The 24,845-nt window shown below is 50.4% G+C and carries 28 protein-coding genes and 1 tRNA gene; 23 read left to right on the top strand and 6 right to left on the bottom strand.

Going from position 1 to position 24,845, the window contains the following annotated elements:
* Nucleotides 1–31: 31 nt before the first annotated feature.
* On the bottom strand, nucleotides 32–262 hold the full coding sequence (locus DDY07_RS00760) for a WGR domain-containing protein (RefSeq protein ID WP_171694419.1): 231 nt from the start codon (nucleotides 260–262) through the stop codon (nucleotides 32–34).
* Between the two features lie 3 nt (nucleotides 263–265).
* Nucleotides 266–886 (bottom strand): recombinase family protein, encoded by a 621-nt coding sequence (locus DDY07_RS00755; RefSeq protein WP_171694418.1) that lies wholly within the window; start codon nucleotides 884–886, stop codon nucleotides 266–268.
* Nucleotides 887–1,094: 208 nt separating this feature from the next.
* On the opposite strand from DDY07_RS00755, the gene DDY07_RS00750 reads away from it, so the two are divergent.
* The 3 genes from DDY07_RS00750 (at nucleotide 1,095) to DDY07_RS00740 (ending at nucleotide 3,849) form a co-directional block, all read left to right on the top strand.
* Nucleotides 1,095–1,469: an HIT family protein gene (locus tag DDY07_RS00750; RefSeq protein ID WP_171694417.1), complete on the top strand. Its 375-nt coding sequence runs from the start codon at nucleotides 1,095–1,097 to the stop codon at nucleotides 1,467–1,469.
* Nucleotides 1,469–2,515 carry an HNH endonuclease gene (locus DDY07_RS00745; protein WP_171694416.1) on the top strand — a complete coding sequence of 349 codons (1,047 nt, stop codon included), beginning with the start codon at nucleotides 1,469–1,471 and terminating at the stop codon, nucleotides 2,513–2,515. The genes DDY07_RS00750 and DDY07_RS00745 overlap by 1 nt, the downstream gene beginning before the upstream one ends.
* A 107-nt stretch (nucleotides 2,516–2,622) precedes the next feature.
* Complete coding sequence (locus DDY07_RS00740) at nucleotides 2,623–3,849, top strand: NYN domain-containing protein (RefSeq protein WP_171694415.1); 1,227 nt, start codon at nucleotides 2,623–2,625, stop codon at nucleotides 3,847–3,849.
* A gap of 9 nt (nucleotides 3,850–3,858) precedes the next feature.
* Here DDY07_RS00740 and DDY07_RS00735 read toward each other — a convergent pair whose 3' ends face one another.
* Nucleotides 3,859–4,059: a hypothetical protein gene (locus DDY07_RS00735; protein WP_171694414.1), complete on the bottom strand. Its 201-nt coding sequence runs from the start codon at nucleotides 4,057–4,059 to the stop codon at nucleotides 3,859–3,861.
* Nucleotides 4,056–4,736, bottom strand: a complete 681-nt coding sequence (locus tag DDY07_RS00730) for a hypothetical protein (RefSeq protein WP_171694413.1) — start codon at nucleotides 4,734–4,736, stop codon at nucleotides 4,056–4,058. The genes DDY07_RS00735 and DDY07_RS00730 overlap by 4 nt, the downstream gene beginning before the upstream one ends.
* A 417-nt stretch (nucleotides 4,737–5,153) precedes the next feature.
* On the opposite strand from DDY07_RS00730, the gene ssb reads away from it, so the two are divergent.
* From ssb to DDY07_RS00680, 10 genes are all read left to right on the top strand, one after another.
* On the top strand, nucleotides 5,154–5,582 hold the full coding sequence (ssb, locus tag DDY07_RS00725; RefSeq protein WP_171694412.1) for a single-stranded DNA-binding protein: 429 nt from the start codon (nucleotides 5,154–5,156) through the stop codon (nucleotides 5,580–5,582).
* A 145-nt stretch (nucleotides 5,583–5,727) separates the two neighbouring features.
* Nucleotides 5,728–6,783 carry a phage recombination protein Bet gene (gene bet / locus DDY07_RS00720; RefSeq protein ID WP_171694411.1) on the top strand — a complete coding sequence of 352 codons (1,056 nt, stop codon included), beginning with the start codon at nucleotides 5,728–5,730 and terminating at the stop codon, nucleotides 6,781–6,783.
* Between the two features lie 175 nt (nucleotides 6,784–6,958).
* Complete coding sequence (locus DDY07_RS00715) at nucleotides 6,959–7,294, top strand: hypothetical protein (protein ID WP_171694410.1); 336 nt, start codon at nucleotides 6,959–6,961, stop codon at nucleotides 7,292–7,294.
* Complete coding sequence (locus DDY07_RS00710; RefSeq protein WP_171694409.1) at nucleotides 7,291–8,292, top strand: YqaJ viral recombinase family protein; 1,002 nt, start codon at nucleotides 7,291–7,293, stop codon at nucleotides 8,290–8,292. The genes DDY07_RS00715 and DDY07_RS00710 overlap by 4 nt, the downstream gene beginning before the upstream one ends.
* A 341-nt stretch (nucleotides 8,293–8,633) precedes the next feature.
* Nucleotides 8,634–8,846, top strand: a complete 213-nt coding sequence (locus DDY07_RS00705; RefSeq protein WP_064008141.1) for a hypothetical protein — start codon at nucleotides 8,634–8,636, stop codon at nucleotides 8,844–8,846.
* Nucleotides 8,847–8,957: 111 nt separating this feature from the next.
* On the top strand, nucleotides 8,958–9,899 hold the full coding sequence (locus DDY07_RS00700; RefSeq protein ID WP_171694408.1) for a MoxR family ATPase: 942 nt from the start codon (nucleotides 8,958–8,960) through the stop codon (nucleotides 9,897–9,899).
* 2 nt (nucleotides 9,900–9,901) lie between these two features.
* Nucleotides 9,902–10,669 (top strand): hypothetical protein, encoded by a 768-nt coding sequence (locus tag DDY07_RS00695; RefSeq protein WP_171694407.1) that lies wholly within the window; start codon nucleotides 9,902–9,904, stop codon nucleotides 10,667–10,669.
* Nucleotides 10,670–10,751: 82 nt separating this feature from the next.
* Nucleotides 10,752–11,951 carry a DUF3150 domain-containing protein gene (locus tag DDY07_RS00690; protein ID WP_171694406.1) on the top strand — a complete coding sequence of 400 codons (1,200 nt, stop codon included), beginning with the start codon at nucleotides 10,752–10,754 and terminating at the stop codon, nucleotides 11,949–11,951.
* Nucleotides 11,952–12,035: 84 nt separating this feature from the next.
* Complete coding sequence (locus tag DDY07_RS00685; RefSeq protein WP_171694405.1) at nucleotides 12,036–13,856, top strand: VWA domain-containing protein; 1,821 nt, start codon at nucleotides 12,036–12,038, stop codon at nucleotides 13,854–13,856.
* 350 nt (nucleotides 13,857–14,206) lie between these two features.
* Nucleotides 14,207–14,740, top strand: coding sequence for a hypothetical protein (locus DDY07_RS00680; RefSeq protein WP_171694404.1), 534 nt, complete (start codon nucleotides 14,207–14,209; stop codon nucleotides 14,738–14,740).
* On the opposite strand, the gene DDY07_RS00675 is transcribed toward DDY07_RS00680, so the two are convergent.
* Nucleotides 14,718–15,014, bottom strand: coding sequence for a hypothetical protein (locus tag DDY07_RS00675; protein WP_253734366.1), 297 nt, complete (start codon nucleotides 15,012–15,014; stop codon nucleotides 14,718–14,720). The genes DDY07_RS00680 and DDY07_RS00675 overlap by 23 nt on opposite strands.
* Nucleotides 15,015–15,255: 241 nt before the next feature.
* Between DDY07_RS00675 and DDY07_RS00670 the strand changes: the two genes are divergently transcribed.
* From DDY07_RS00670 to DDY07_RS00625, 10 genes are all read left to right on the top strand, one after another.
* Nucleotides 15,256–15,918, top strand: coding sequence for a hypothetical protein (locus DDY07_RS00670; RefSeq protein ID WP_171694402.1), 663 nt, complete (start codon nucleotides 15,256–15,258; stop codon nucleotides 15,916–15,918).
* Nucleotides 15,919–16,068: 150 nt separating this feature from the next.
* Nucleotides 16,069–16,566 carry a hypothetical protein gene (locus tag DDY07_RS00665; RefSeq protein WP_171694401.1) on the top strand — a complete coding sequence of 166 codons (498 nt, stop codon included), beginning with the start codon at nucleotides 16,069–16,071 and terminating at the stop codon, nucleotides 16,564–16,566.
* Nucleotides 16,567–16,681: 115 nt separating this feature from the next.
* Entirely contained in the window at nucleotides 16,682–18,445 is a 1,764-nt protein-coding gene (locus DDY07_RS00660; protein WP_171694400.1) for a DUF4942 domain-containing protein, read from the top strand.
* 132 nt (nucleotides 18,446–18,577) lie between these two features.
* Nucleotides 18,578–20,173 (top strand): hypothetical protein, encoded by a 1,596-nt coding sequence (locus tag DDY07_RS23795; protein WP_216614690.1) that lies wholly within the window; start codon nucleotides 18,578–18,580, stop codon nucleotides 20,171–20,173.
* A gap of 273 nt (nucleotides 20,174–20,446) precedes the next feature.
* Nucleotides 20,447–20,920 carry a DNA repair protein RadC gene (radC, locus tag DDY07_RS00650; protein WP_171694399.1) on the top strand — a complete coding sequence of 158 codons (474 nt, stop codon included), beginning with the start codon at nucleotides 20,447–20,449 and terminating at the stop codon, nucleotides 20,918–20,920.
* A gap of 326 nt (nucleotides 20,921–21,246) precedes the next feature.
* Nucleotides 21,247–21,528 carry a flagellar transcriptional regulator FlhD gene (locus DDY07_RS00645; protein ID WP_171694398.1) on the top strand — a complete coding sequence of 94 codons (282 nt, stop codon included), beginning with the start codon at nucleotides 21,247–21,249 and terminating at the stop codon, nucleotides 21,526–21,528.
* A complete protein-coding gene (locus DDY07_RS00640; protein WP_171694397.1) occupies nucleotides 21,529–22,155 on the top strand; it encodes a FlhC family transcriptional regulator in 627 nt (208 codons plus the stop codon). It abuts the gene before it with no gap.
* 20 nt (nucleotides 22,156–22,175) lie between these two features.
* Nucleotides 22,176–22,763, top strand: coding sequence for an STAS-like domain-containing protein (locus DDY07_RS00635; RefSeq protein WP_171694396.1), 588 nt, complete (start codon nucleotides 22,176–22,178; stop codon nucleotides 22,761–22,763).
* 13 nt (nucleotides 22,764–22,776) lie between these two features.
* On the top strand, nucleotides 22,777–23,253 hold the full coding sequence (locus DDY07_RS00630) for a FlhC family transcriptional regulator (RefSeq protein ID WP_171694395.1): 477 nt from the start codon (nucleotides 22,777–22,779) through the stop codon (nucleotides 23,251–23,253).
* 279 nt (nucleotides 23,254–23,532) lie between these two features.
* The gene (locus tag DDY07_RS00625) at nucleotides 23,533–24,654 is read left to right on the top strand and encodes a tyrosine-type recombinase/integrase (protein WP_171694394.1); all 1,122 of its coding nucleotides are present in this window, start codon (nucleotides 23,533–23,535) and stop codon (nucleotides 24,652–24,654) included.
* Nucleotides 24,655–24,754: 100 nt separating this feature from the next.
* Here the strand turns inward: DDY07_RS00625 and DDY07_RS00620 are convergent.
* Nucleotides 24,755–24,830, bottom strand: a tRNA-Lys gene (locus DDY07_RS00620).
* Between the last annotated feature and the right edge of the window lie 15 nt (nucleotides 24,831–24,845).

The following is a 24,845-nucleotide window of genomic DNA, read 5'->3' as shown; positions in this document are numbered from 1 at the left end:
AATTATGTAACGAATTACAGCCCCCATTGAGTTATTTTAAACGATAACCCTTTTTAATTTTTTTGCTGCTGATTTTTTGGCTGGCCAATTCTGCATCTTGTTCCGTGGTAAACCACTCCTTCCGCACCGTACCCGGAGAACCAACCCTGCCCCATTCCTTGATCAGCGACCAATCGTCAAATAAGCCTGGCGTCACAAACATCTGATAAAAACGATGCATGTTGTTTTCGGTATCGTGCCGTTCCAAATACACATGATTCATCACTTACTCCCCAGAAAAGTGGACCGTATTTTCACTTTGCGGTGATTTCAACGCCGCTTCCCTAATGCGCATAATGGTTTGCCGGGTAGTTTTGAATTCCCGAGCCAACTCCGAAACGTTGCTGCCAGTGGCCAAGCGTTTGACAACTTCAGCACGAGCTTCCGCATTGAGTGCCGGCGGCCGGCCGAACTGTTTACCCGCTGCCTTCGCGCGACTAATGCCCGCTTGGGTTCGCTCAATCAGCAAGTCACGCTCAAATTCAGCGACCGCTGCGATGACCTGCATGGTCATCTTGCCGGCAGAACTGGTCAGATCAACCCCACCTAACGCCAGACAATGAACGCGCACCCCAGAATCAGAAAGGTGCTCGACCGTGGCTCTGACATCCATGGCGTTACGGCCGAGTCGATCCAGCTTGGTCACCACTAACACATCGCCCGATTCCAGCCGCTCGATTAACTTATTAAAGCCTGGTCGTTCTTTAGCCGCGACTGAACCACTGATGCTTTCTTCAATCAAACGGTGCGGTTGGATGGCAAAACCAGCAGATTGAATTTCCAGGCTTTGATTTTGGGTAGTCTGGTCTGTGGTCGACACTCGACAATAAGCAAAGACGCGTGACATGCGCTAATACCGTCCGAAATGAATGTACGAAATATAACACATGTACGAAAGCCGTTTTGACTACTTTAGTACATATTTTTTAAGCCCTGTCCGAAACCGGTCGATTATATACGGCGTCCGTCACGTGTTCTTATAAATGAGTCGCTGAGAAATTACTCCAAACTTATTGCTACTATATGTTTAATTCAAATGAAATTTAAACATCAATATGAATTGTCCATTTTGCACTCTCCCGAAAGAGCGAATCATCTTATCAAATACCCTTGGAATGGTAATACGGGATGGTTATCCCATTTCACCCGGGCATACATTGGTTATCCCTCAAAGACATACTGGGTCATTCTTTGAGCTAGAGCCCGAGGAAAGAGACTCGCTTTTTTCATTGCTGGAAGAATCTAAACGTGGTTTGGATAAAGAGTTTCAGCCGGATGGATACAATATAGGAATTAATGATGGACCATCAGCAGGGCAAACAGTGCCACATCTGCATATACATCTCATCCCCCGATATTCAGGCGACCAAGAAGACCCACGGGGCGGCATTCGTTGGATTATTCCTGAGAAAGCAAAGTATTGGTCTTAATGATTCCAAGTGCTGAACGCCAACTTCTTTTTCTGCAACAACTGCAGCGTCTTTTTGACGAAGGTGAATTTGTCGCAACCTACAAATTTGCTTTGCTAATGGCTTTGGCAGAGATTTCGGTCGAGTCGGATCATGTTGATGGGAAACTCGAAGTCCCAATGATTGCCATAGCAGAAAAATTCGCCGAATTGTACTGGCCGCAAACAGTACCGTACTCGTCGGGAACAGCGGGAACGGCCACCGAAATTTTATACCAGAACCAGGGCAAACAAACGGCTGTAGTCAATGCGCTACTAAGATTACGACAAGAGGGTGCTACGACGATTTCTGAGGCAAAAAAATACGCTAGCTGGTCGACAACACTCCGCACAATTGCTAGAACTGTTGCCGAAATGCCGGTTAAGTATCTTCAGAATTTTGGTGGCACTCAAATTCCATTTCTTTACGAATACCCAAATCCTTCAGGAAAAATTGTTCTCAATGAGGGCGTAGCCCTGATGTTAAGAACATTTCATTCCTTTATTCAACAATTGGCCCGCGCTGGATGGATTACACACATCCGAAAAAATAAACGCAATAGTCTGATCTTAGGACAAGTCGATGCCCTAGAATCCTTTATGTTTGAGACCCCGCGATCATGCCTAACTCAAGTTTCTGAGTTATTGCGAAAAATTCAATCCAATAAATGCTTCTATTGTGGCTCGACCCTTCTTAACCAGGCAGATGTTGATCATTTCGTACCCTGGTCAAAGTATCCTCGTGATTTAGCTCATAACTTCGTTCTAGCCCATGCCTCCTGTAACCGGCACAAATCTGACATGTTAGCGGCTGAACGGCATCTCGATAATTGGCTCGAAAGAAACCTTCGATATAATATGGAAATGGTCTACGAATTAACTAATTTCAGCTCTGATCTGGAATGCTCAAACCGGGTGGCATATTGGGCTTATGAACAAGGCATAAACATTGGATCCCATAGCTGGGTAGATAAACAGCTTACGGAACCTTTGAGCAGACATTGCCTTGGGTTAATTCTGTCGCCATAGAAATTTTATCCTTGAATCGAATCTGGTCGAATTTGGGTTGGATTGATGAAAATCAGGGCTCAGCCTGAAAATTTTAATTTATTTTACTTGTACTTTGCCTCCACTCCATGACTCACCCAAAAGCCAATCGAATTGCGGTATTCGTTGACGCCGAAAATGTTACGAATTGGATCAAGCACGACGGCGTCAGATTGCTGATGGAAGAGTTGAATCAGCTTGGCCAGATTATTATCCGTCGCGCTTATGGTGTTTGGAGTAAGCCCAATTTGGCGATGCACCAAGCAGCTATCAATCAAGCGGGTTTTGAACTCATCCATTGTTACCATCCTGTGACCGGCAAGAATACGGCGGATATTCAGATGACAGTAGATGTCATCGAATGCGCTTGGCAATTACCGAACATTTCCTGTTTTGTGCTGGTTACCGGCGACTCAGACTTTACGCCAGTGTTTCGCCGACTGCGGGAGATGGACAAGGATGTGATTGGCGTTGGCCAGCATTCCACATTGAGCGAATGCGTAAAGACCTCGTGCACTCGGTTCATTTATACCGACGATGTCATTAACACATTGACCAATAATGACGTTCTGCCCCAAGCACCCCAAGCACCCCAGGCGCCACAGCCATTACCCAATGCCCAGTCAACGCTTACGCGGGCAAAGGCTGATGAATTGGTCATTGCCCACTTGAAGGCCTCGCCCACACCGATCAATGCCTCGCAAATCAAGACTTTGCTCAAGCAGCATGCGGCCGACTTCGACGAGAAGCATTACGGCTTTAAAACGTTTACCGATTATCTAAACGCCAACGACGCCATTGAAGTCAGCAAAAGCGGTACGATTAATTTCGCCAGTCTGGCAAAGCCAATCCACCCGACCGAAAAAACCGAAGTCGTTGCCAGCGCGGAGGGTTATAAAGCCCTGTTAAAAAAATACAATACGCTGCCAGACAATGCCGATAGGCTAAAATCAATTTACAAACACGCCGTGGCCTTAAAGGATGTTTATCCTGATCCGGCACAGTTTAGAACGGCCTTATTCGATCTGTGCCATAAGGCTGACCCGAACATTAGTAAAACGACCGTGAACAAAGCATTTGCGTATTTTATGATCATGGGACTGGTACATACCGAAAAGGCTAAAGGTGGTGTCGATGCCGTTCGTGTGAAAAAAATGACACTCAAGGATTTTTTATTGAAATCCGACAAACTGGTTATCGCTAAGCTACTGGAACTGGGTAAATACCAGCCTTTGGATTTGAAAGCCAAGGAAATTAAAAAGCTGACCCTATCAACAATCAGTAAAGACACCATCAAAAAATTGATCGGAGAATGAGACCACAGGTTACCTCGGATTTATTCCATGTACTTCCAGGTTTATTCTGATCATTTCGGCCACAGCCAACATGCGATAAGCCTCTTCATCATTGGCGGCCTGACTGCGAAAATCAGCAAATCCAGTTCTCTTTAGAAATTGCGCAAAATCCCAAGCCTCCTGTTCGGATAGCGGCACCCTCAAGCATATTTCATTGGTATTAGCAGTCATCGATCGCCGACCTTTTCCGAACTTGGAGATAATTCATTGTCATCAACCATTGAATCCTCGTCTTCTGAGATTCGTTCCGGCTCAGCCAACAGTCCTGACTCTTGCCGAGCCAATCTTACCTCTTCACCATGACCTTGTTCATACGCTGCTTGATGCGCATGTCTTTCCATTGTCACAATTTTATTGGCTAGTCGCTGCAGCCGTTGCTGCCACTGGTAACGGGCATCAATGCAGTGTTTGTTGGAGATGACCTGGCATAGCCACAAGGTGTCCATCACAATCATCAATTGATCCAGCAATCGAATCAACTCGACGAATTGCGCAATCTGCGGTGAGGCGATTTTCGCCACAAACTCCCTGGGGTGCGTGTACGTCGGCGTTTCGGTGATGCCATTGTCGGCCTTGAGTTTTTCTAATCGTAGTTTTTCCTGCTGCAGTTGCTCCGCGCAGTCAGCAATCATCTGGCCGACGATGCTTTCGATTTCATCGACGGTTTCTTCCCGACCGATGATGCGCAGGATCACGTCGATCGCGTACAAGGACACCATCAACCGGTTATAGCTGTTCCTGATGACGCGAATGGCTTGTTCGCTGTTGATGTTAAACGTACGCTCGAATATCGGCCGACTAATGGCACGACGCTGGACTGGTTTGGGCTGTGGAGCTGTTTCGGACATGACCGTTTCCCCTGTTGGATAAATGAGCCATGATCGTAAGCCAAATTTTTTTTGGCCTTTTTACAATAAAGGTCGAATTCGACCTTTATTGTACGAGCACCCTTTAATTTTTCTGTTTCAATGCCTGCCAATTGAATCGGTTAGCGTTCAGCTTGCCGGTTTTTCTAATTTTCTCGGCTGATCTTTCATGATTGCCTTGATCCGACTGCGGTCGGCGTTCCGTTTTTAAGCGGCGACGGTGGTTGTCCATCGGCGTGTCAGGTGCGTCAAGCCTGATGTGATGGTTGTGCTTTAAATTTTCATTCTGTCTGGGAGTGCTTATTCCTAGCCGGGAATGTGCCTGCCGGATGTGACCCATCGCCGCGCAGGTGGGTTTCATTTTCACTTGTCGGGCGCGGCCGATAGGAGGACATCATCATGACCAATCGTGGTGTAAACAAAGTCATCTTGCTGGGCCGTCTCGGCGCCGATCCGGATATTCGGTATTTACCGAATAACGGCGGCAAAGTAGTGGCGGTGCGTTTGGCAACCAGTGAGGTTTGGAAAGATGCAAAAAACGCCAAACAGGAACGAACTGAATGGCATCGGGTCGTGTTTTTTAAAAAACTGGCCGATACCGCCGGCGATCTTTTGAAAAAAGGCAGCAAGATCTACGTGGAAGGCACTCTTCGCACCCAACAATGGGATAAGAACGGCGAAAAACGCTATCGCACGGAAGTGGTTGTGCATGAGTTGCAACTACTCGATCGCCCAACAGCGCCTGCATCGGTAAACGGTTCTTCATCGAACCCGGCATCAGAAGACGCCGATTGGGATGACGAGTATGCCGATATGCCGCTCAACTAAATCCAGGCGATACATAGGCTGCCGCAAGCGCGGGTAAATTTTTACGTACTGCCGACCCGTTTATGCGGTGACGGCTTTTCAACCCAAAGGGGACGACACTCCCCGTTGGGGCCATGGCGTTCCCATTTTGATAAGGAGACCCACCATGAGCAATCAAAACCGAAATTATCCGCCTAAGTCGCGCGACTTACCCATGCCGATGGCAGCCCAGCAAGGCTATGGCATATCCGAGCAGTCGTGGAAGGTATTGACGGAAGTCACTTTCCCAACCGCAAAAACCCCGGAAGCCATTCTAATGGCACTGGATTATTGCAAGGCCCGCAAGCTCGACATCTTCAAAAAGCCGGTGCATATCGTGCCGATGTGGAGTGCTGCGTTAGGCCGTAATGTCGAAACCGTCTGGCCGTCCATCATGGAAATCCAGACTACCGCGTCCCGAACCGGTGTTTGGGCTGGCATGGACAGACCCATTTGGGGTCCGGATATCACCAAAACCTTTACCGGTCGCTACAAGGACGACAACGAGCAATGGCAGGAATCCAGTGTCACCGTGACCTTTCCCGAATGGGTGGCGGTTACTGTGTACCGGATCGTCGCCGGCAAACGCTGCGCCTTTACCGAGGAAGTCTATTGGCTGGAGGCTTATAGCACGGCCGGTGGTAAACACTCGCAAGTGCCGACCGCCATGTGGATCAAACGCCCTAAGGGGCAATTATCCAAATGCGGTAAAGCGGCGTCGCTCAGGGCCGCCTTTCCGGAGGAATGCGGTTATGCCGCCGAGGAAATGGATGGCAAAACCCTTGACGATATTGCCGACGCTAGCGTGATCGATGGCAGTGCCACGGTTGTAAATGCAACCGAGGTTGGCAGTGACGATCACGATTTTGGGGGCGATGCTGGCGTTGATGCAAATCGTGTCATCGATCTGTCGCAAATCCATCCCAAGGTGCAAAAAGCAGTCGCTGAACTGGTTAGACGTACTGCGGGGGCAGGAGCCTGGAAAGCCGCCTACGACTATGCCCATCAGAAGTTCAAAGGCATCAATCTGACGTTTGCTCTGGCCGAGTTGGACAAGGTCTCTAAGGTTGAACCCAGGACCACACCGGTATTGGAACAATCTGAAGCGACGGCCATGCCGCCATTGTCACCGAAGGACATGGCTGTGACACAGGCGCGTCAGGCTTTGAGTACCAACCGTTAGTCATTTCACTGTATAGGGCTGTCCTGTTGCTTAGTCACGCAATCGGCTAGGCCATTTTCATATTGATGTGTGCTGTATTTCAGCATCCATCACATTCAACTACCACCCCTTCAGGGCGTCATGACTCGCCCGTGTGGGGATTCATGATGCTCTGAGTTTTTAGTAAGGAGAGATCATGAATGCAATTGATCAATCGTTAAATCGTCTGCCGTGTCATACCGATTGGCGGCGTTACGACTCACCCACGGTGATTCGCCGGCATGGGCGCGGCTTTTTAGAACGCAGTATTAAACCGGGCGTAGCCGTAGCAGACGTCGACAAACCCTCCAAAGCGGAATTACACCATTTGGTGGAAAGCTTTGGCGGCTTGGTATTGCCAACTGCGGATGCTGTGTTGTTGCTATTTGCCGATTTCCATTGGGCCAAGCGGTGTGAACAGCATTTAACCCAACGCGGCGTGCCTTCGTTGCGGTTAGGCTGCCACATTCAGTTGCCGGATGCCTGGCAATGAACGTCGTCGACGTTTCGCAACGGTCCGACGCATGGCGGCAGTGGCGTTCACAAGGCGTCAGTGCCAGTGAAGCGGCCATCGTCATGAATCGCTCACCGTACAAAACTCCGTGGCGCCTCTGGGCAGAGAAAATCGGCCTGGTGCTGGAAGCCAGCCTGGACAACAACCCGTTGATCCGCGCCGGCATCCAGCAAGAGCCCGAGGCTTTGCAACGCTTCGAAGACAAACACGATCTGATGTTGTTGCCGCTGTGCGGCGAATCAGAACAGTATCCCTTGATGCGGGCCTCGTTCGATGGCTTGTCCGAATTGAATGAACCCGTGGAAATCAAATGCCCGCACGAAACCACGTTTCTGGATGTGTTGTTGAATCGGGAAGCGTCCGAGGCCTATCAACTGTATTGGTGCCAGGTGCAACAGCAACTGCTGGTTTCCGAAGCGCAACGCGGCTTTTTGTTTTTCTACCACCAAGGCCAGGACATCGAGTTTGAAATTCAGCGCGATGAGAGATTTCTCACCGCCCTGGTCGAGTCCGCGATGGACTTCTGGTCGGCGATCAAATCGAAAAAGGAACCACATAAGGATCCCGAACGCGATTTGTATTTGCCGCATGGCGAGGCGGAACGGCAATGGCAACAACTGGCGGCGACGTATCGGCAACGGGCGTTGACCATCCTGGATCTCAAAAGTGAACTCAACCAGTTGGAGGAGGAGCAGTCGCGCATTGAAGACAGCTTGGTGGCGTTGATGGGCGATTACGTGGCTGCGGAGCATTCCGGGTTACGGATCAGCCGGTTTCAAAGCCAGGGTGCTATCGATTACAAGGCGGCACTGCAAGCCTTGCAACCGGATGTTCAGGCTGGGGCGCTGGAAGTCTATCGAAAACCGTCGGCCATGCGGGTCCGGGTGACCTGCCGGGACGACGACGGTAAACATGCCGAAGTGCCATTCGATGCCCAAGCCTTGAAAGACCTAGTGGGTGTGGACTTTTGGTTTTGAGGGTTAGATTCAAGACATCCTGTAACCCTAGTGGTTACGGGGTGTTCATTGATGATGGTCGGCTACGAGAGTTGACGCCGGACAACTCATGGAATCCTTCAGTTTAGGCATGTCGGTTTTAGGCTGGGCTTTTAAAAAAGTCCAACCCAAAACCCGCATCGTTCAGGCATTCCCTTCGTGGAATCCCGAATCCGGTTTCGACCGGCGTTCCGTTATTAAGCGGCATGAGCGTTTGCCTCGTGTGCCAGGTGCGTCAAGCCTGGTGTGTTTAGTTTGTCCCGTTGGGGTTCATCACCCTCACGGGACTCGATGACCCATTTTAATCATTGAAGGAGGTCATCATGAATCACGACTTTTGGAAAACCTTGCAGGGCTGGTTGAACGTTGCGCATAGCGACGACATTCATGCCAAAAAACGGTTGCTGCTGGATCTGCACGGTCAACTCTCGGACCCCGGTTTGAGAAGCGACATTCAGCGCATCCTGCGCTTGATGGATCGGGAGCTGTTGGCCCGCGCCGAATGGGCGATGTACTGCGTCATGCAGTTGCGCTAGCCATTTTCTATTTACCCTGGTTTGTCAGGGTTTTAATCACCCGTTGGGGCTCATTACCCCTCGGGGCGGTGCGCCCCTTGTTTTCTGAGGCTAGTCCTCGAGGAGCTCACCATGTATCAATCCTATTCTATTGCCGACACCTTCGGTATTCAGGCCCCTGCTTCCATGAAAGTGGAAGGCTTTGCCCCGGCCAATAACCTGTATGTACCGGCTATCAAGCCGTACGTGTTTCGCAAGGATCATTTGCGCGATGTATTGGCGTTTTTAGGCGCACACAATGGTGACGGCTTATACCTGACCGGTCCTACTGGTTCCGGTAAAACCTCGTTATTGGAGCAAGTCGCGGCGCGTCTTAATTGGGGCGTGCATTCGGTCACCGGTCACGGTCGATTGGAACTCAACGACCTGTTGGGTCAGTACATGCTGGTCGATGGCGGCGCGATGAAGTGGATCGACGGCCCGTTGACCCTGGCAGTACGCCTGGGTCATGTGTTGTTGATCAACGAAATCGATGCCATCGATCCCGCGGAATTGATCGGCCTGAATGAAATCGTCGAAGGCAAACCGTTGACGATTCCGCAAACCGGCGATGTGATTACGCCTCACCCCAAATTCCGTTTGGTCGCCACCGGCAATAGTGCAGGGTCCGGTGATCAATCGGGATTGTATCAAGGGGTGTTGCGGCAAAACTTGGCGTTTTTGGATCGGTTTCGTTTGATGGAAGTCGGTTACCCCGAACCTGAAGACGAAATGAAGCTGCTGGCCGACGTGGTGCCAACCATGCCGGAAACGGTGCGCGAAAGCATGATCAAAGTCGCCAATCAGATTCGCAAAGTCTTCATCGGCGGCGCGGATGGCGGCGGCATGTTGTCAGTCACGTTATCGACGCGCGGTTTAGTGCGTTGGGCGTCACTGGTGGCCACCTTCAAAAGTGCGCCCAATGCCTTGGCGTATTCCCTGGATCGGGCTTTGACCTTTCGGGCCGAACCCGCCGAACGCGAAGCGATTCATCGCATTGCGAAAGATGTGTTTGGCGATGACTGGACGGTTTAAGCATGGCCGCCTGGAATCTCTATCGTCATCGTAACCCTGACGGCAGTTCCAAGGACTGGGCAGTTACAACAAATACGGATGGCAGTATCACCACCCGTTGGGGGAAAACGGCATCTAATTTACCTGGTGTCAGCAACCGTAGCGGTGTTCAGCAATTCGACATTGAACGGCAAAAACAGGCCAAGGGCTATGTGTTGGTCGGCGAGGTGGATATTGATGTTAACGGCAATGTGGTGTTTCCGGGTAAGACTTCGGCAACACCATCACAATTGCCTGAATCTGATGCAAATCCCGTGTCTGTGCCAGCACCACCTGTCGAAGCACTGTATTGGACCGTTGATTGCCATGCAAAACAGTATATCCGCGTGGAATTGGGTATCGAGGTCAGGCGACTGATCGCCGCTATTCAAAACGTGTCGGATGATCATGCTACGCCTGAACAGGAATGGAATGGCTGGCAACAGTGGATTGATGTCACCCTCAATGCCGAAACCTTTGAACTCAGTGGTCAGATCAAATCAATGCATGGTGTTTTGCCCTGGCTGTTTTTACTGGCGCTGAAAGCAAAAAGCTTTAAAGGCGTGGAGATTGATATTGCCACCGAAACCGCTCGAGACCTCTCAGTCGATCTGAAAGTTGAACAGGAGGTGCTGGCATTTTTTGGCACCGATCTGGACAGCATTCGAGAAACCGCTGAAGTCTTAGGCCTGCTCAAACCCCGATTAAATCTGGCAGCAGCTATATCCAACACGGAAGACTGCTGGTTTTAACCGAATTGTTATTTTCATTTAACCCGAAAGGGGCACATCGGCCCCAACGGGATGGGTGTGCCTCTCATTTTAGGAGGTTCCCATGTCGCATGAAACGCAAATGTTATTAGACCGCGTGGTCTTGGTTAAAGTCGAAGCCAATATCTACGGTGCCCGCAAGAAACTGAAAAAAGAAGACCTAGTGCTGGCCGATGGTAGCAAATTGCCGCCGGAAGATTTAGCCAGCTTAGGCTCCAAGCGTTTGCTCGATCCGGATAAGCTGACTGTGTTCAACCGCCTGAAGAAGGAAGCCGAACGCATTTGTTTGCGCGTCGGCACTCGCTTTCTGGGTGGCTTTGCGGTACCGGTTGAATCGGCCGCAAGTATTACCGCGGAACTGGAACGCATCGCGCTGGATTTTACAGCGGCTAAAACCGAATTTATTGCCGGTTACGATGCGGCGGTGACGGACTGGGTGATTCGCCATCCGGAGTTCGCCGGTATCATCGAGCAAGCGGTGGATTCGGTGGAATTTGTTTCGACGCGGTTGTCGTTTGATTTTCTGGTGGTGAGTGTCGGTTTACCCGATAGCTTGCCGCCGGCGGACGTCGCGCGTCTGGAAAGCAAAATCGGTTCGCTCAGTGAACAGATGTTCTACGAAATCTCCGTGGAAGCCAATCAACTCATCGAGCAATCATTGCTGGGCAAGGAGCAAGTGACGCGGAATGCGTTACGGCCGATTCGCCGCATGCGTGACAAACTCGATGGATTGGGCTTTTTGGATCATCGGGTCGCCCCGGTCGTCAGCACCATTGACGATCTGTTGGCGAGAATTCCCAACAAAGGCGCCATTGAAGGCAGCATTTTGCAGGAGATTCTGGCTACAGCCATGCTGTTGTCCGATCCGGATAAAACCCGTCGGCACGGTGAAGGCTTGTTGGTTAATCAAACACCCGTTTTTGAAGAGACAGACGTTGATGAAACCTTCGAATACGTGGATTTAGAGCTATCAACGGTACCAACAGAAACAACAGTCTCAACCGAAGCAAAACCCGTCATCGCTGAATGCGTTTCAGACAATTCCGATTTTACCGATCTGTTTGACGGCATCTTTGACGATGAACTCGAACCGACACCGGATGACTGGGCGCTGGAGGTTTTGCTGGACAAAAGCCAGACCAATCTGGAAACCGGTAACGATGCCGATCGCGCCAATGATTTGGAAAACGCAGCGAAACCGGAACCGGTGACGGCAGGAGACGATGAGGAGGCGGACGATTCCGACCAGGATTACTGGTTCTGATCCTACGCCATTTAACACTTCACCCACTGGGGCAAATTCATGTCCCGCTGGGGTCATGGTTTGCCCCAACTTTTGGAGCACACCATGAAAAATAGAACCTTACACAACGCATTTCCCATCGTCGCGGCGGCCATTGGCAATCGCTTTGGCGTCAAAGTCAGTGTCGGCGGTGATAAAGCCGAAACCGATGGCCAAACCATTTGGCTGCCGGCCTATGAGGGCGACGATCCAGATTATCAGGATGTCGCCTGGGGCCTTTTAGCCCACGAGGCGGCGCATATTCGTTATTCGGATTTTACGCTACGCTTTGGGCATTCGGTATTACGCAGGCGCTTATGCGGTGCCATCGAAGATGTCCGCATCGAGCACGAACTGGCCAAGGACTTTCCGGGCACGCGGCTGACAATACGCACGGTGATTGAAAAGATGATTGCCAAAGGCGACTTTGTCGCCAGCAATATCGATGATCATCCGGCCAATATTCTGTACAGCTTTGTCTTGAAGAGTCTGCGGGCCAGGGTGTTGGGTCAATCGGCGTTATTGCCATTGGTCGAGCAAACTGAAGCGACATTGAAGGCAACTTTTCCGAAAGGCGCCGTAACGCGGCTGAAAGGCTTATTGTCCGAAGTGCCGGAGGGTTTGCAATCGGAGAGTGATTGCCTGCAATTGACCGATCGCATTCTGACCATGATTGAGCAGGAGTTTGAGCAACAACGGCAACGCAATCACGCACAGCCATTGGCAGATGAGGAAACCACGCCTGAACCGGATGATACGAATCAGGATGCTGAATCAACCGATTCGGACGATTCGAGCGGCTTGGATTCCCAGGATGACATGGAGCCCGATGAACAGTTACCCAACGACACTGATGACGAATCGTCGTCAGAACCAGCCGGTAACGATGATTCGGCTTCCAAAAAACCTGACGATGAACCGGCAACGCTATCCGACAGTTCGACATCCACCCCGCAAGGTGAATATGAAGAAACTGCGGAGATTGCCGATCCGATGGGTGTCTTGCAAACCTTGTTGTCCGCTGGTGACAGTGACATCGAGCAGGATGTGTTTGAATCGCTGAAATCGGCCTTGTCGTTGGCGGCGGAAAACGTGTCGGAATTGCTGATGCCCAGTGGCCACGAGCCACCCATGGACGATCGGGCCGGTGCGTTTTTACTGTGTAAGGTGCAAAGCGAATCGGGAAAAATCCGTGCCGCGTTGCAAGGACTGGTGCAATCGCAAACCTTAAACCGGTCGCAACATGCGTGTCGTGGGCGGCGGCTGGATGGCAAGCGTTTGCATCGGCTGCCGTTGGGTGAAACCAAGCTGTTTCAGCGCAAGCAGGCCAAATCGGCCCCCAATACGGCCATCCATCTGTTACTCGATAAATCCGAAAGCATGGGTTATCAGGTCACCGATAGCCAAGGCCAACCCATTGGATCGCGAATGCCGATTGCATTGGAAGCCACCTTGGCACTGGCGTTGGCCTTTGAAGGTATACCCGGAGTCAATACTGGCGTCACAGCGTTTCCAGGTCATCAAGATGACTCGGTGTTCCGATTACTGGAACATGGCCAACGCGTCAATGCCCGAACTGGCGCCTTTTCGCTGGCCGCTACCGGCAGTACGCCGATGACCGAAGCGATTTGGTTTGGTGCGGCGTCACTGCTGCGATGCCGGGAACCGCGCAAAGTGTTGATGGTGATGACCGATGGTCAGCCCAATGACACGTTGAGCACACTGGAACTGTTACAGCGTTGTCGCGATAGTGGTATTGAAACGGTCGGCGTGGGATTGGGGTTGGATGTCAAGCATCTGTTCCCGATTGCCATCACCATTAACGATCTTTCGGAGCTGAGAGCGCAATTGTTCGAACTCTCGAAATCAATATTGTTGGCAGCCTAAGTCTAATCCAGTCAATTATCCGTAGCCCAATCCTTAGGTCATAACCTAAGCGATTGTGGCTATGGGTAGCTGATTGCAACCACAGTTTGTCGAATGCACTCTCTTACTGGAGCCCATTCGACAAACAGACATTTCATGCGTTCTTTTATGAATGCTGAATCCGACTTTGGTCGGCGTTCCGTCTTTAGGCGGCGAGCACGTTAAACCGTGATCGTGTCGGGTGCGTTAAGTCCGATGTAAAGCGCAGTGGTATTCGCTGCTGCAAACCTAAAACCCGCTTCGGGCGACCATCGCCCGGCCGGGTGCTGTTCATTCGAAGTGTTTTCTTAAATTTTTAAAGGAGAACTTCAATGAACTTTATTTTTGGTGTCATCTTACTGGCTATGTTTATCCTCGCCTTGCGGGTGATTTGGACAACGGCGTTGCAACTGCTGGGTGTGTTGAAAAATGCGACTCTAGTCTTGCACCGGTATCGTGCGCAGCGTTTGGCACGTAACCGGCTACCGGTCATCATGTCACGTAGCCGCGAGGATATGGATTGGTTGGCGATATCGGATTCGGTGCGTCAGGAAATTCAGTCGCGCAATCACGGTGTCAATCGTGAGGAGGTCAGACTGGAAGGGCAATTACAGGCCAAGTTAAAAACGATCGAGATCTACGAGGCGGATATTCAAATCGCCAAGCTCGAACGGGAGTTGTTGAAAATCAAACCGGTGATAGAAAGTCCCGAGCCTGAAGTCAAAAAAACTCGGCGCTCTAAAAAGCAATCGCTTGCTGTTGCTGGTGTAGAAACTCAGAAAGTTCCGCATCAGGTCTCTCAACTCCGGGCAGCACTGAAAGGCAATGGTTTATCAGTGCCGGTTAGAGAGTCTGTCCGCCATTGAATACCGCAAGCGTCGCGCCGGTTTGTGTCATTACGGTGCGTACCGGTCTGGCCAAATCAATCGTGGGTTCGTCGAAACGAAAGCCGTCCGGTAATAGCGCTTGGAGATCCTCAAAGGTTTCCCGTCGCAATTGCCGGATATTGCTCAACAACGGCCATGCTCGCTTCGGATCGTCGATGTTTTGCAAAACATCGGCTTCCGCAGCATCCAACTTGGTCAAGATAGTTTTGCAAAGATTTAACGCATTCAGTCTGGGATCGAGTGGTATTGCCATCGATTTTCGTACTGGTTGCATGCTCTCCGTCCGCTTAGGACTGAGGAAATCAAAAATGCGCAAAATATCGTCAAACATGGCTATTTCTCGGCTTTTTAGTGAGTTTTAGCCACCATATACCGATTTTTGCGTGAATTCAACCCCGCTGTGCGAGCCGATTTTTGGCTTTGAGCAGCGTTTTTACCTGCAGGAACGTCATCCTGCCGGGTGGTCGTTCCTGCGTTTTTTGGAGGACATGACCATGAAAACAATCAACCAACCCAGCGTTGGCGCAATCCCACTTGAAAACAGGACGGTTCGCTATCTGAATCAGTACCGCTGTCCCTACTGCCAGACCGAATGGGAGGATGTTTGGGATTGCGGGTGTAACGATCGCTGTCCGGATTGCAATAAAGAGATCGAGCCTTATGAAAGCGCATTAGTAGAAGGTGAATTGGCGGAAACCGAATCACCAGTCGAAAAACCCACCTCAGCCAATGTCACGGTGACGGTAGTGAATCGGCACTTCGTAGTGTCCTACGAAATCGATTATGTGCATCGCGTGTCGGTGGGTATCACCGCAGATAGTCCCGAAGCTGCACAACATCTTGCCGAACAGGCATTCAACGATGCCACGATTTGGGATGACACCGCTGCCATGCCGTTATTGTCCGATGACTATCATGAATCGGAGGGTGAAAGCTTGGTCTGGGAATGCGTTGCCGTTGAACAACTGCCGGAACCGGATTATTCGGTACGGCAATTGAAGAAGGAACAATCGGCCATGCGGGTTTGCCGGGGATTGGTTGAAGCCTATCAACAAGGCGAAACCAACGGCGGCAGTATCGATTGGGAGGATCTGGATCAGTTGATCCCTCTGGCATTACAAGCCTTGGGAAAACCTGCTCTGGACATCCAATCCTGAAAAATGCGCGCGGTATTTATGTGCGCAATTTGTAAAAGCCTGAGTTAGCCAAATCATCCGATTCGGCACTCAGTGTTATCCACCCACACGGGAATGTCCTATTCCCGCTGGGGATGCGTGATGTTTCCGTTTTTCATTGAGGACAACATCATGACACAAATCTTTGAACCCACCTTCGGCACGGGGCATTGCATCCAATATCAGCGATTGCCATCCGGCACCTGTTACCACGCCGACACACCGGAGCCGGTGGTTGAGTTATTGGAACAGCTTCGCCATAGCCGACGCAAAATCCGGCTGTATTACGGCGATCCAGCTACCGGTCAGTCGTGGCTCGATGAACACGATGTCATCGGCTCGATTGGTCGCTCAATGGGATCCATCAAAGTCCCATTGCTAATCGAACCCGGCGATATCGGCGGTCCGGCATTACTGGATCAGTGCATCGTCCGTATCGATAGTCCCCGCCAGGTGCTTTACCAACACGATGAATTTCGGGTTGGCACAGTAGAACTGGTCAGAGGCGAGCTTAACCGCTTGCCTTGGGAAATTTGGATCGACGGCAGCGTGCATGCCCGGTTCAAAGCAAAAACCGAAGCCCGGCAGTATCAGGACTTCATTCAAGGTAAGCGGTTCGCGTTGATCTGACGCGCCATTTTCATTTTTGACACTCGGTTAAGCCGAGTTTTTCACACTACCCCTGCGGGATGATTCTATCCCGCCAGGGATACATCGGTCGTCAGGGGTCTTATCGGAGATCACCATGATAGACAATCTTCAGTATTACCCAACGCCGGAAGCGTTAAGTATCAAGGCTTGGGAAACCTTCAAGAACAAGAATTTTGTGCGTGTATTGGAACCCTCTGCCGGGGAAGGTCATTTATTACAACCCAGGCCTTATAACCGCTGGCAGCAAATTCCAGTCGATTGCATTGAAATCGATATCAGTAAACACCCGATCTTGCGTTCGCAAGGCTATGCCGTGGTGGGTATGGATTTTATGCAGTTCAAAAACGGCAGTCTGTATTCCCATGTGTTGATGAATCCCCCGTTTGCCGACGGCGTGCAGCATGTGCTGAAGGCGTGGGAGATTCTGTTCGACGGTGAGATCGTGGCCATTCTCAATGCTGAAACCTTGAAAAACCCGTTTTCCAAGGAACGAAAGCATTTGCTTCGATTGGTTGAACAGTTTGGCGAAGTGGAATACTTATCGGACATGTTTGCCGGCCAGGATGCCGAGCGCAAAACGGATGTGGACATCGCCCTGGTCTGGTTGAAGAAAACCTCAACCTTTGAAGAGGCGCTGTTAGGCAACATACTCGACGACTTACGTCGCGATCAAGTGAGCGCCGATGGTTTGGCGGGCGATTGCCAGCCCATGCATGAACTGGCATTGGTTAATGCTGTTATCGACAATGCGGTGCTGATGTTCAATGCCGCCGTCGAAGCGGCCCGGCAATCAGCATTCAGTGAAGCGCGCGCCATGCGCTATCGCAAGATGCTGGGACAAACGCTCGGTGAATTGAATGGTGATGCGGCGGTCAAGTCCACGCAGTCCACGCTGGATTGGGTGAAGAATCAGCTTTATACCGATTACAGCGATCTAAAAGATCGTGCCTGGTCCGGCATTTTGCGATCCACGCAGGTGACGTCGCGCTTGTCATCGGCGGCGCAAAAACGTCTGGAGTCAGATTTCGAAACGGTGAAGTCCTTGGAATTTACCGTGCCGAATATCTACGGCTTCTTACAGGGCATTATCGATCAGCAAGGGGATATTCAGCTGAGCATGGCATGCGACATATTCGATTTGATCACCCGCTACCATAGTGACAATACCGTCTTCTATATGGGCTGGAAGTCGAACGATAAACATCGCACGCTGGGCATGCGCATCAAAACCACCCGCTTTGTGCTTCCTGGTCATGCCACCGAATCGTATCAAAACGATTTGCCGTGGGAATCCCAACGGATGCTGGCGGATTTTGACAAAGTGTTTGCCATGCTGGATGGCAAGTATGAAGCGGCTATAGGGCTGGAATCGGTTTTCCGAAATCACTTCCATGCCCTGCGTTCTGGGCAACGGATGAGCGGCAGCTATTTTGATGTTCGCTACTATCCCGGCGTGGGCACGATTCATTTCTTTCCAACCAACAAAACGCTAATTGATCGGATGAATCGTCTGGTTGGCAATCATCGCCGTTGGCTACCGCCGGCGGAGACCAAAGCAGGAAACGGTTTTTGGCAGCAGTTCGACCAAGCGGAAAAACTTGATAAAGCCTTCCGTACCGAAGTCAGTCAACACTGTAAACGGGATGGCCGGCATGTCCACTTTGATCCCTTTTGGGCAGTCAAATACGGCGGCGAGTCGGAACGGGAGCGTGGCAATGCCATGCTCACCGGAGCAATGAACACTGTATTGGCGAATCATGGCATCGATCCCGATGCGGTATTGGAAAACGAACAATCCAGCTTGCTGGAATGGACGGGGTCTTTACCATCGACTACAGACCTAGCTTTGGCATCGTAATCCGGTGTTATACAGGTCTTTAACTTAACCACTGGCCTAGCCAGTACTACCCGCCTCGGGGAGATGATCCGTTCTCCCCGTCGGGGTTGGACTGTGTCTTTTCCTCGGGGCTTTTTTATTCGAGGAACTCACATGAACACCACACAATTATCGGTCAACCCCGAGAAACTGATCAACAACCTGCGTTTCAGCTTTACCCAGTCCACCACGGTACTGGGAGAGCTGATGCAAAATGCCCGCCGCGCCGGCGCTACATTCGTCAGCTTCGAGTATGCTGAAGACACTCGAACCTTGACGGTGTGTGACGATGGCTGCGGCATCGCCTGTTTGAAAACGTTACTGACCGTAGCCGAGTCCGGCTGGGATATAGAGTTGATTGAACGCGAGCATGCTTTTGGGATTGGCTTTTTGTCAGCACTATTTTCGTGCGAAGCCATCAGCGTCGACAGCAAGTGTGGTCGCTTTTCGGTGGATACGGCTGCGCTTTTGGCCTTCCAACCGATTGTGATCGAACCCGCGGACTGGCAAGGCATCACGCGTTTGACGTTGACCCAGTTCAAACCGGAAGCGGATCAGATCGAATCCCAGTTGCGTCGCTTGGCGCGGGGATTTCCGATTGAAGTGCGCTTTAACGGTGTCAGCCTGGATCGGCCGCGTGCGGTCAATTCAACGTTACCGTTCATCGAGACCGAACTGGGTGAGCTGTATGTGTATGGCTTGTCCCAGGGCGAAGATTGGTTGCGACAGTCGGAGTATTTTCATCTGTATCTGCAAGGCTTACCGGTCTATCACAGTCACCACGAACGAGACCCCGGTCATGTCATCCACTTGGATTCCAGCCGCTTTTTCGCGCGGCTGCCAGATCGGGATAAGTTGATCGATGAAGCGCAGGTGATCGCTGAGGTTAAGCAGGTTCTGCAACGGGAAGCCAGGCAACGCCTGGAAGCGATCAAGAACCATCTATTGGCAGAGGACTTTGTACTGGGCTACGACACCCTGAAAACTTACCGCTGCCTGGATTTACTGAATGATGTGCCGTTGTTGCCCCAACAGGTATTGGCGATTATTCAGGACTATCCAATCAAGGAAGGTTGCAGCAGCGTTAATTTGACAGCGGTTTCACAACCGGTCAGTCAAAGCGATGTGGAAAACGGCCTTGTCAAAGTGGCCGACCTGGATGATCTCGATGCGGTCGGTGCGCTACGCTGGATGTTCGCTTGGCACCGCGATTATCGGGTATTTCGGCCGGGGTTGGATGCCAAGCATTGGCTATTTTCGTACCTGGTCGATTTGAACGGACCGGCCATCACCTTGGACATCGTCAACGAAACGCACCGCGCGTTTTTTGCAGGGCAATGGGTGAGTGGTCAGGCGGTATTTTGTGAAAAGTACCGGTTAACCCTGAATGGCGAGTCCGTCGACATCGATCACGATGCCGTGTATGACGAGGATCAGGACCGCTTCATCGTACCTAATCGGGAGTCATCCGGGTTGGTGGTTTGCCAAGCTTCGTCCTACTACGACGAATGGGATACGTTCATGGAATCCGCCAAGGAAGCCGATGAATGGGATTTTCATAACTTCGTGGTAGCCAATACGGCAGATAAGCCTGCGGACGCATTGCAACGACTGCTGCCGACATTTGGCAGTTGTCCGGCGCTGTTTTCCAGGACCTTTCAAATCGTGCTCGGCAATGATGGCGATGTCGTCACCGTTGCGGAAATGTAGTCTAAACCTAATCGGGTCAATGGCCGCAGCTGTGTTAGCGCGTGGCTTTTGGCTGGTTATCTGGCCAACGACCATGTAACAAGCATCATTCCAAAACACCTGACGCAGAAATGGCGTCAGCTTAAGCGTCTTTAGCGAAATGTGTTCTGCCGACGGTCAACGTCGGAAGACATCGCTGACGAGGCTTTGCACATTTTTGACAACCCTTCCGGAGAAAGTCCACCCCGGAAGGGGACGGCTTTCTCCAAATTTTAAGATTACCGGAGAAAGCCCATGTTATACATTCGAGGAACCAATAATCGTTACCGTATGGCCGATGAACAGGATGTCATTTTAGAGGCCATTCAGATCTACAACCGCACGTTCAGTCAAGGCGAAGCCTTGACCAGTCCGGACAAGGCGAAGGACTGTATTAAATTGAAATTGGCGCCGTATGAGCACGAAGTATTTCTGTGTCTGTTCTTGGACAATCAACACCGGGTCATCGCGTGCGATGAATTATTCCGGGGTACGATTGATGGTGCAAGCGTGTATCCGCGCGAAGTGGTCAAAGTCTCGCTGCACTATAATGCGGCGGCGCTAATTATTGCGCATAACCACCCGTCCGGAATCAGCGACCCTAGTCAGGCCGATCGTGTGATTACAGCAAAACTTAAAGAAGCCTTGGCCTTGATTGACGTTCGCGTACTTGATCACTTCATCGTCGGCGAAACCGTGTATTCATTCGCTGAACATGGCTTGTTGTGAGTTAGCTCATAGGCAATCAAGGCAGGTCTACACGTCACAGAACGTGGATCTCTGCCCAATAGGCTATCTAAAAAAAAGCTGATAACAGCGCCCCGTCCTTGAGACGGTGGCGCATTTCTCCATCACGAGGCAATATTTGTGAAACATTTCACAAATATTGCTAACGCCTTGCGTTTTATCCCGTTTTTCTCCCGTCTTCCAGCCAACGCCCCGCAAAGCCTTGCGAGGAAGGTACCCCAAAACAGACCACTTTCCGTGTGAGCTTTTTCCAATTGATCCCCCTAGCATATCGCCTAAAGCAACCACTTGACGCAGAGATAACGCTAATGTCGACACTGGAAGAGGATTTATCCCGACTCAATTTTGAATATCTGATGCTGGCCCGCGAGGCTGTCCGCAGCAATGCGCTGGAAGCCGCTTGGCGTTTTGGTTTGAATCAGAAACAACTCAGTATCATGGAAACACTGACACTGGAAAAGATTCGGGAATTGGCGAGTAACAGTCGGGCAATGATTCGCTTATTACCCCTAAAGACGCCACAGCATATAGCGCTTTCCCTGCATAGCGCATTGTTATTGCCCACTCATAACAACGGGGAGGGTGCCTAAATGTACCGGTTACCCAGCGAAACTGCGTTGCCTGAGTTTTTGGAAACCCTTTCCATGGCCAACAAACTCATTCGATTAGGCGCTAGGCCGCCAGTTGTTCAGCATCTGTGCGGCATTGGTCGAAAAGTGGCGATCCGCCTGTACAAGGAAGTCCATCACTGCCCCTCTAAGTCTGGCATGTTGCCTTACGATTCCTATTGGATTGCACGATCATCGATGAATGCACTGCATGCTTCGATTTTCCTGGGTATGTATTCCGACTTCTCTCAACTCGTAACGCAGAAACCTGCCCACGCCACCCGATTCATGACGGCCTATGGATTGTACCTTGAGACTGTTGGGCGTGTTTTTAATGACAATAGATTAGACGTTAGCAGTGACCAGGGTAATTTCTTGGGTATCAACCGTGCCTGGCATCTTATTCAGCAGGTTAATAGTCGTGAAAGTCGACTTGTGCTGTGTGCAACCTGTCAGTCCCGTCATATCGTGCTGAATACATTGCCGAAATTTTATCAACGCTGCCCAATATGTGAGGTTTGGGCTGAAAAAAACATACGCCGCAACAAAGCGGCTTGTAGTGGCTGGCAACGCACCTTAGCCTCAGGTTCACGGTTATCGACATCTTAACCACCGACAAGGAGACTGTTATGTATGTCGTAATCAAACACCTCACTAAACTGAAAACACCCCAAGCCTGCCATGGCAAGCAGTTGGTGCAACGGGCGCAAGAATGTTTTTTACGCAACGAATGCCTGACGCTGGATTTTGAAGCGGTCGAATCCATCGCCACAGGATTTTTTCAGGAAGCTATCTTCACACTACTAAACGAATTCGGGGCTGACTTCCTAAAAAGCAAGTTGCGGGTGGTCAATATGACTTCTGCTGTTGAAGCCATCATGCAAGATGATTTGACCCATGTGGATGAATTTATTGAGCGATTGATGAGCCGGCAACAGGACGTGGTTGATCAAGAGCTCTACGATCTGAATTTGGCTTGGCTGGTAAAGGTGCGGGCACTCGCCCGAGAGAATGCCCTACAAGCGCTGTTGATCATGGGGGTTGCCGATGAAAAATTGCGTCTGGCAATTGCGAATTTGTCCATGGACGAGATGCAAACACTGGCTCGATCTGGCTGCTTATGTTTTGCGCCACGCTTTACTTCGCAATTTATTCAGGGATTTGGACAGCGGCGCCATGATCTGGTGGATTTGTTGTTGGCTTTCACGGCAGCGTAAAGGGGGGTTGGTCATGTTAGATAACTACAAGCAACAAACACTGGCCCTTGAACTCATCAAGCGCAAGGCCCGTATTACCATGATTCATCAAGAAACAACCCTTTCAATCAAATGGCTGCGAAAAGCTTATCGTGAATATCATGGGATTTCTGCGCGATCCGGTGATAACAAGCAATCGATCCACGCGCTCACGCGAACTAACAAGCAATACAAGGAGGCGACAGCCTTTGCAGTTTGTTATAGGCATGCTGAGTTAGTTGTTGAACAGGTGGAAATTTACAAAGTCATCAATGCTTTTGATGCGTTCAAAAAAATACACCCGATCAGCCAACTTGGTTTTTCCGAAACCGGTGTGATTGTTGAAGAGCTTAAAGCCAATACGATTGAACTGACGCGATGTCCTGTTTGTAATTGCTGGAATTTGCTGCGCGCCCGCCCGAATCATATTGAGCGGTGTGGCGTCTGTAAAGAGCTTATAAAAGCCAAATAACTCCCAACATGCATATGGCGAGCATTTTTTAAGTATCTGGTTTATGGGCAAATCAGTTCCAAAAATCTCTAAATTATTGCCGAGGCTCATAAGGTTAAGAGATGCGGCATTTTATTTAGGCATGGACAGAAATCGATTTAATAACCTTGTGCGTCCCCTGCTTGCCGAAATACCAATCGGCAAGCAGGGTATTGCATTTGATAGGCTTGACTTGGACGCCTGGGCAGACGACTATATCGCCCGCAACGGGCGTCTTGATCAACCTGATGGAGGTTCATCATGGGACGCAAAAAAACACCGGGACTCGTCAAACGTGGCGATTGCTGGCACATCGACAAACAAGTCCGAGGTCGACGCCTTTGCGAAAGCACTGGAGAAAGCGACCTTGGCAAAGCGGAAGAGTATCTCGCCCGCAAAATTGAAGAAATCCGGCAAGCCTCCGTCTACGGCGTAAGGCCTGTCAGGACTTTTCGAATGGCGGCGACGAAATTCCTCAATGAATCAACCAAGCGCAGTTTGGATCGGGATGCAGATTGCCTTAAGCAGTTGGATGCATTCATTGGCGATATGGACATCAGTAAAGTGCATATGGGTACGCTTCAACCCTACATCGAAACTAGAAAGGCGCAGGGGATAAAAAGCGGAACAGTTGCACGAGATTTGGCTGTTGTTAGGCGAATTCTCACGCTTTCAGCGCGAGTTTGGAGGGATGAAAATAATCTACCCTGGATTGATACTCCGCCTCTGTTACAACTACCGGACTGGGAAGATTCTGCCGAACCTTATCCATTGACCTGGGAAGAACAGAGGCGATTTTTCAAGCTGATGCCTGATTATCTTCACAAGATGGCGCTCTTTAAAGTAAACACAGGTCTGCGAGAACAGGGTGTTTGCTGGCTGAGATGGGATTGGGAAGTTAAGGTTCCAGCTCTAAATACATCGATTTTCATAACACCCGGCAAACCGGTTGCTTATGACGATGGTATTTGGCCGGGCGAAAAAAATAAGGAAGATCAAATCGTGGTTTTAAACCGTATCGCCCAGTCGGTCGTGGATGGGCAGCGAGGACTTAATTCGAGGTATGTTTTTCCTTATAAAGAAAAACGTTTGGAACGTATGCACACCACGGCATGGAAAAATGCCTGGAAAAATGCAAGTCTGCCTTGCAATGGTTCTTTCAATAAGGGGCCTCATAACTTGAAGCACACTTTTGGAAGACGATTAAGAGCCGCAGGGGTTTCATTTGAAACACGTAAAGTACTTTTGCATCATACGACGGGGGATGTTACCACGCACTATTCTTCGGCTGAGCTGAAAGAATTGATTGATGCGGTAAACAGTATTTGCGACATGGGAAGTGGTGTTTCGCTTACCGTGCTGAAAAGAGCAAAAACTGGCTAGGATAAAATCCCAGGTCACGCAAAAGTCACGCAAGGAAATTTTGAGCATAAAAAAACCAGCTGCCCGCGAAAGCTAACTGGTTGATTTATATAGCGTTTGATGGTGGGTCGTGTGCGATTCGAACGCACGACCATCGCATTAAAAGTGCGGTGCTCTACCGGCTGAGCTAACGACCCCCTGAATGAGCCGCC

It is taken from the genome of Methylomonas sp. ZR1, from assembly GCF_013141865.1.
In the GTDB taxonomy this organism is placed as follows: Bacteria; Pseudomonadota; Gammaproteobacteria; order Methylococcales; family Methylomonadaceae; genus Methylomonas.
This window is presented reverse-complemented; position numbering and strand designations above follow the sequence as displayed.

What these genes read in the sequence shown, in the direction of transcription:
- DDY07_RS00750 (WP_171694417.1), top strand. Translation starts at nt 1,095, where the DNA reads ATGAATTGTCCATTTTGCACTCTCCCGAAAGAGCGAATCATCTTATCA.
- ssb (WP_171694412.1), top strand. Translation starts at nt 5,154, where the DNA reads ATGACCAATCGTGGTGTAAACAAAGTCATCTTGCTGGGCCGTCTCGGC.
- radC (WP_171694399.1), top strand. Translation starts at nt 20,447, where the DNA reads ATGTTATACATTCGAGGAACCAATAATCGTTACCGTATGGCCGATGAA.
- DDY07_RS00675 (WP_253734366.1), bottom strand. Translation starts at nt 15,014, where the DNA reads ATGGCAATACCACTCGATCCCAGACTGAATGCGTTAAATCTTTGCAAA.
- DDY07_RS00700 (WP_171694408.1), top strand. Translation starts at nt 8,958, where the DNA reads ATGTATCAATCCTATTCTATTGCCGACACCTTCGGTATTCAGGCCCCT.
- DDY07_RS00635 (WP_171694396.1), top strand. Translation starts at nt 22,176, where the DNA reads ATGTATGTCGTAATCAAACACCTCACTAAACTGAAAACACCCCAAGCC.
- DDY07_RS00735 (WP_171694414.1), bottom strand. Translation starts at nt 4,059, where the DNA reads ATGACTGCTAATACCAATGAAATATGCTTGAGGGTGCCGCTATCCGAA.
- DDY07_RS00685 (WP_171694405.1), top strand. Translation starts at nt 12,036, where the DNA reads ATGAAAAATAGAACCTTACACAACGCATTTCCCATCGTCGCGGCGGCC.
- DDY07_RS00740 (WP_171694415.1), top strand. Translation starts at nt 2,623, where the DNA reads ATGACTCACCCAAAAGCCAATCGAATTGCGGTATTCGTTGACGCCGAA.
- DDY07_RS00695 (WP_171694407.1), top strand. Translation starts at nt 9,902, where the DNA reads ATGGCCGCCTGGAATCTCTATCGTCATCGTAACCCTGACGGCAGTTCC.
- DDY07_RS00705 (WP_064008141.1), top strand. Translation starts at nt 8,634, where the DNA reads ATGAATCACGACTTTTGGAAAACCTTGCAGGGCTGGTTGAACGTTGCG.
- DDY07_RS23795 (WP_216614690.1), top strand. Translation starts at nt 18,578, where the DNA reads ATGAACACCACACAATTATCGGTCAACCCCGAGAAACTGATCAACAAC.
- DDY07_RS00630 (WP_171694395.1), top strand. Translation starts at nt 22,777, where the DNA reads ATGTTAGATAACTACAAGCAACAAACACTGGCCCTTGAACTCATCAAG.
- DDY07_RS00625 (WP_171694394.1), top strand. Translation starts at nt 23,533, where the DNA reads ATGGGACGCAAAAAAACACCGGGACTCGTCAAACGTGGCGATTGCTGG.
- DDY07_RS00660 (WP_171694400.1), top strand. Translation starts at nt 16,682, where the DNA reads ATGATAGACAATCTTCAGTATTACCCAACGCCGGAAGCGTTAAGTATC.
- DDY07_RS00715 (WP_171694410.1), top strand. Translation starts at nt 6,959, where the DNA reads ATGAATGCAATTGATCAATCGTTAAATCGTCTGCCGTGTCATACCGAT.
- DDY07_RS00755 (WP_171694418.1), bottom strand. Translation starts at nt 886, where the DNA reads ATGTCACGCGTCTTTGCTTATTGTCGAGTGTCGACCACAGACCAGACT.
- DDY07_RS00665 (WP_171694401.1), top strand. Translation starts at nt 16,069, where the DNA reads ATGACACAAATCTTTGAACCCACCTTCGGCACGGGGCATTGCATCCAA.
- bet (WP_171694411.1), top strand. Translation starts at nt 5,728, where the DNA reads ATGAGCAATCAAAACCGAAATTATCCGCCTAAGTCGCGCGACTTACCC.
- DDY07_RS00710 (WP_171694409.1), top strand. Translation starts at nt 7,291, where the DNA reads ATGAACGTCGTCGACGTTTCGCAACGGTCCGACGCATGGCGGCAGTGG.
- DDY07_RS00690 (WP_171694406.1), top strand. Translation starts at nt 10,752, where the DNA reads ATGTCGCATGAAACGCAAATGTTATTAGACCGCGTGGTCTTGGTTAAA.
- DDY07_RS00670 (WP_171694402.1), top strand. Translation starts at nt 15,256, where the DNA reads ATGAAAACAATCAACCAACCCAGCGTTGGCGCAATCCCACTTGAAAAC.
- DDY07_RS00680 (WP_171694404.1), top strand. Translation starts at nt 14,207, where the DNA reads ATGAACTTTATTTTTGGTGTCATCTTACTGGCTATGTTTATCCTCGCC.
- DDY07_RS00645 (WP_171694398.1), top strand. Translation starts at nt 21,247, where the DNA reads ATGTCGACACTGGAAGAGGATTTATCCCGACTCAATTTTGAATATCTG.
- DDY07_RS00745 (WP_171694416.1), top strand. Translation starts at nt 1,469, where the DNA reads ATGATTCCAAGTGCTGAACGCCAACTTCTTTTTCTGCAACAACTGCAG.
- DDY07_RS00640 (WP_171694397.1), top strand. Translation starts at nt 21,529, where the DNA reads ATGTACCGGTTACCCAGCGAAACTGCGTTGCCTGAGTTTTTGGAAACC.
- DDY07_RS00730 (WP_171694413.1), bottom strand. Translation starts at nt 4,736, where the DNA reads ATGTCCGAAACAGCTCCACAGCCCAAACCAGTCCAGCGTCGTGCCATT.
- DDY07_RS00760 (WP_171694419.1), bottom strand. Translation starts at nt 262, where the DNA reads ATGAATCATGTGTATTTGGAACGGCACGATACCGAAAACAACATGCAT.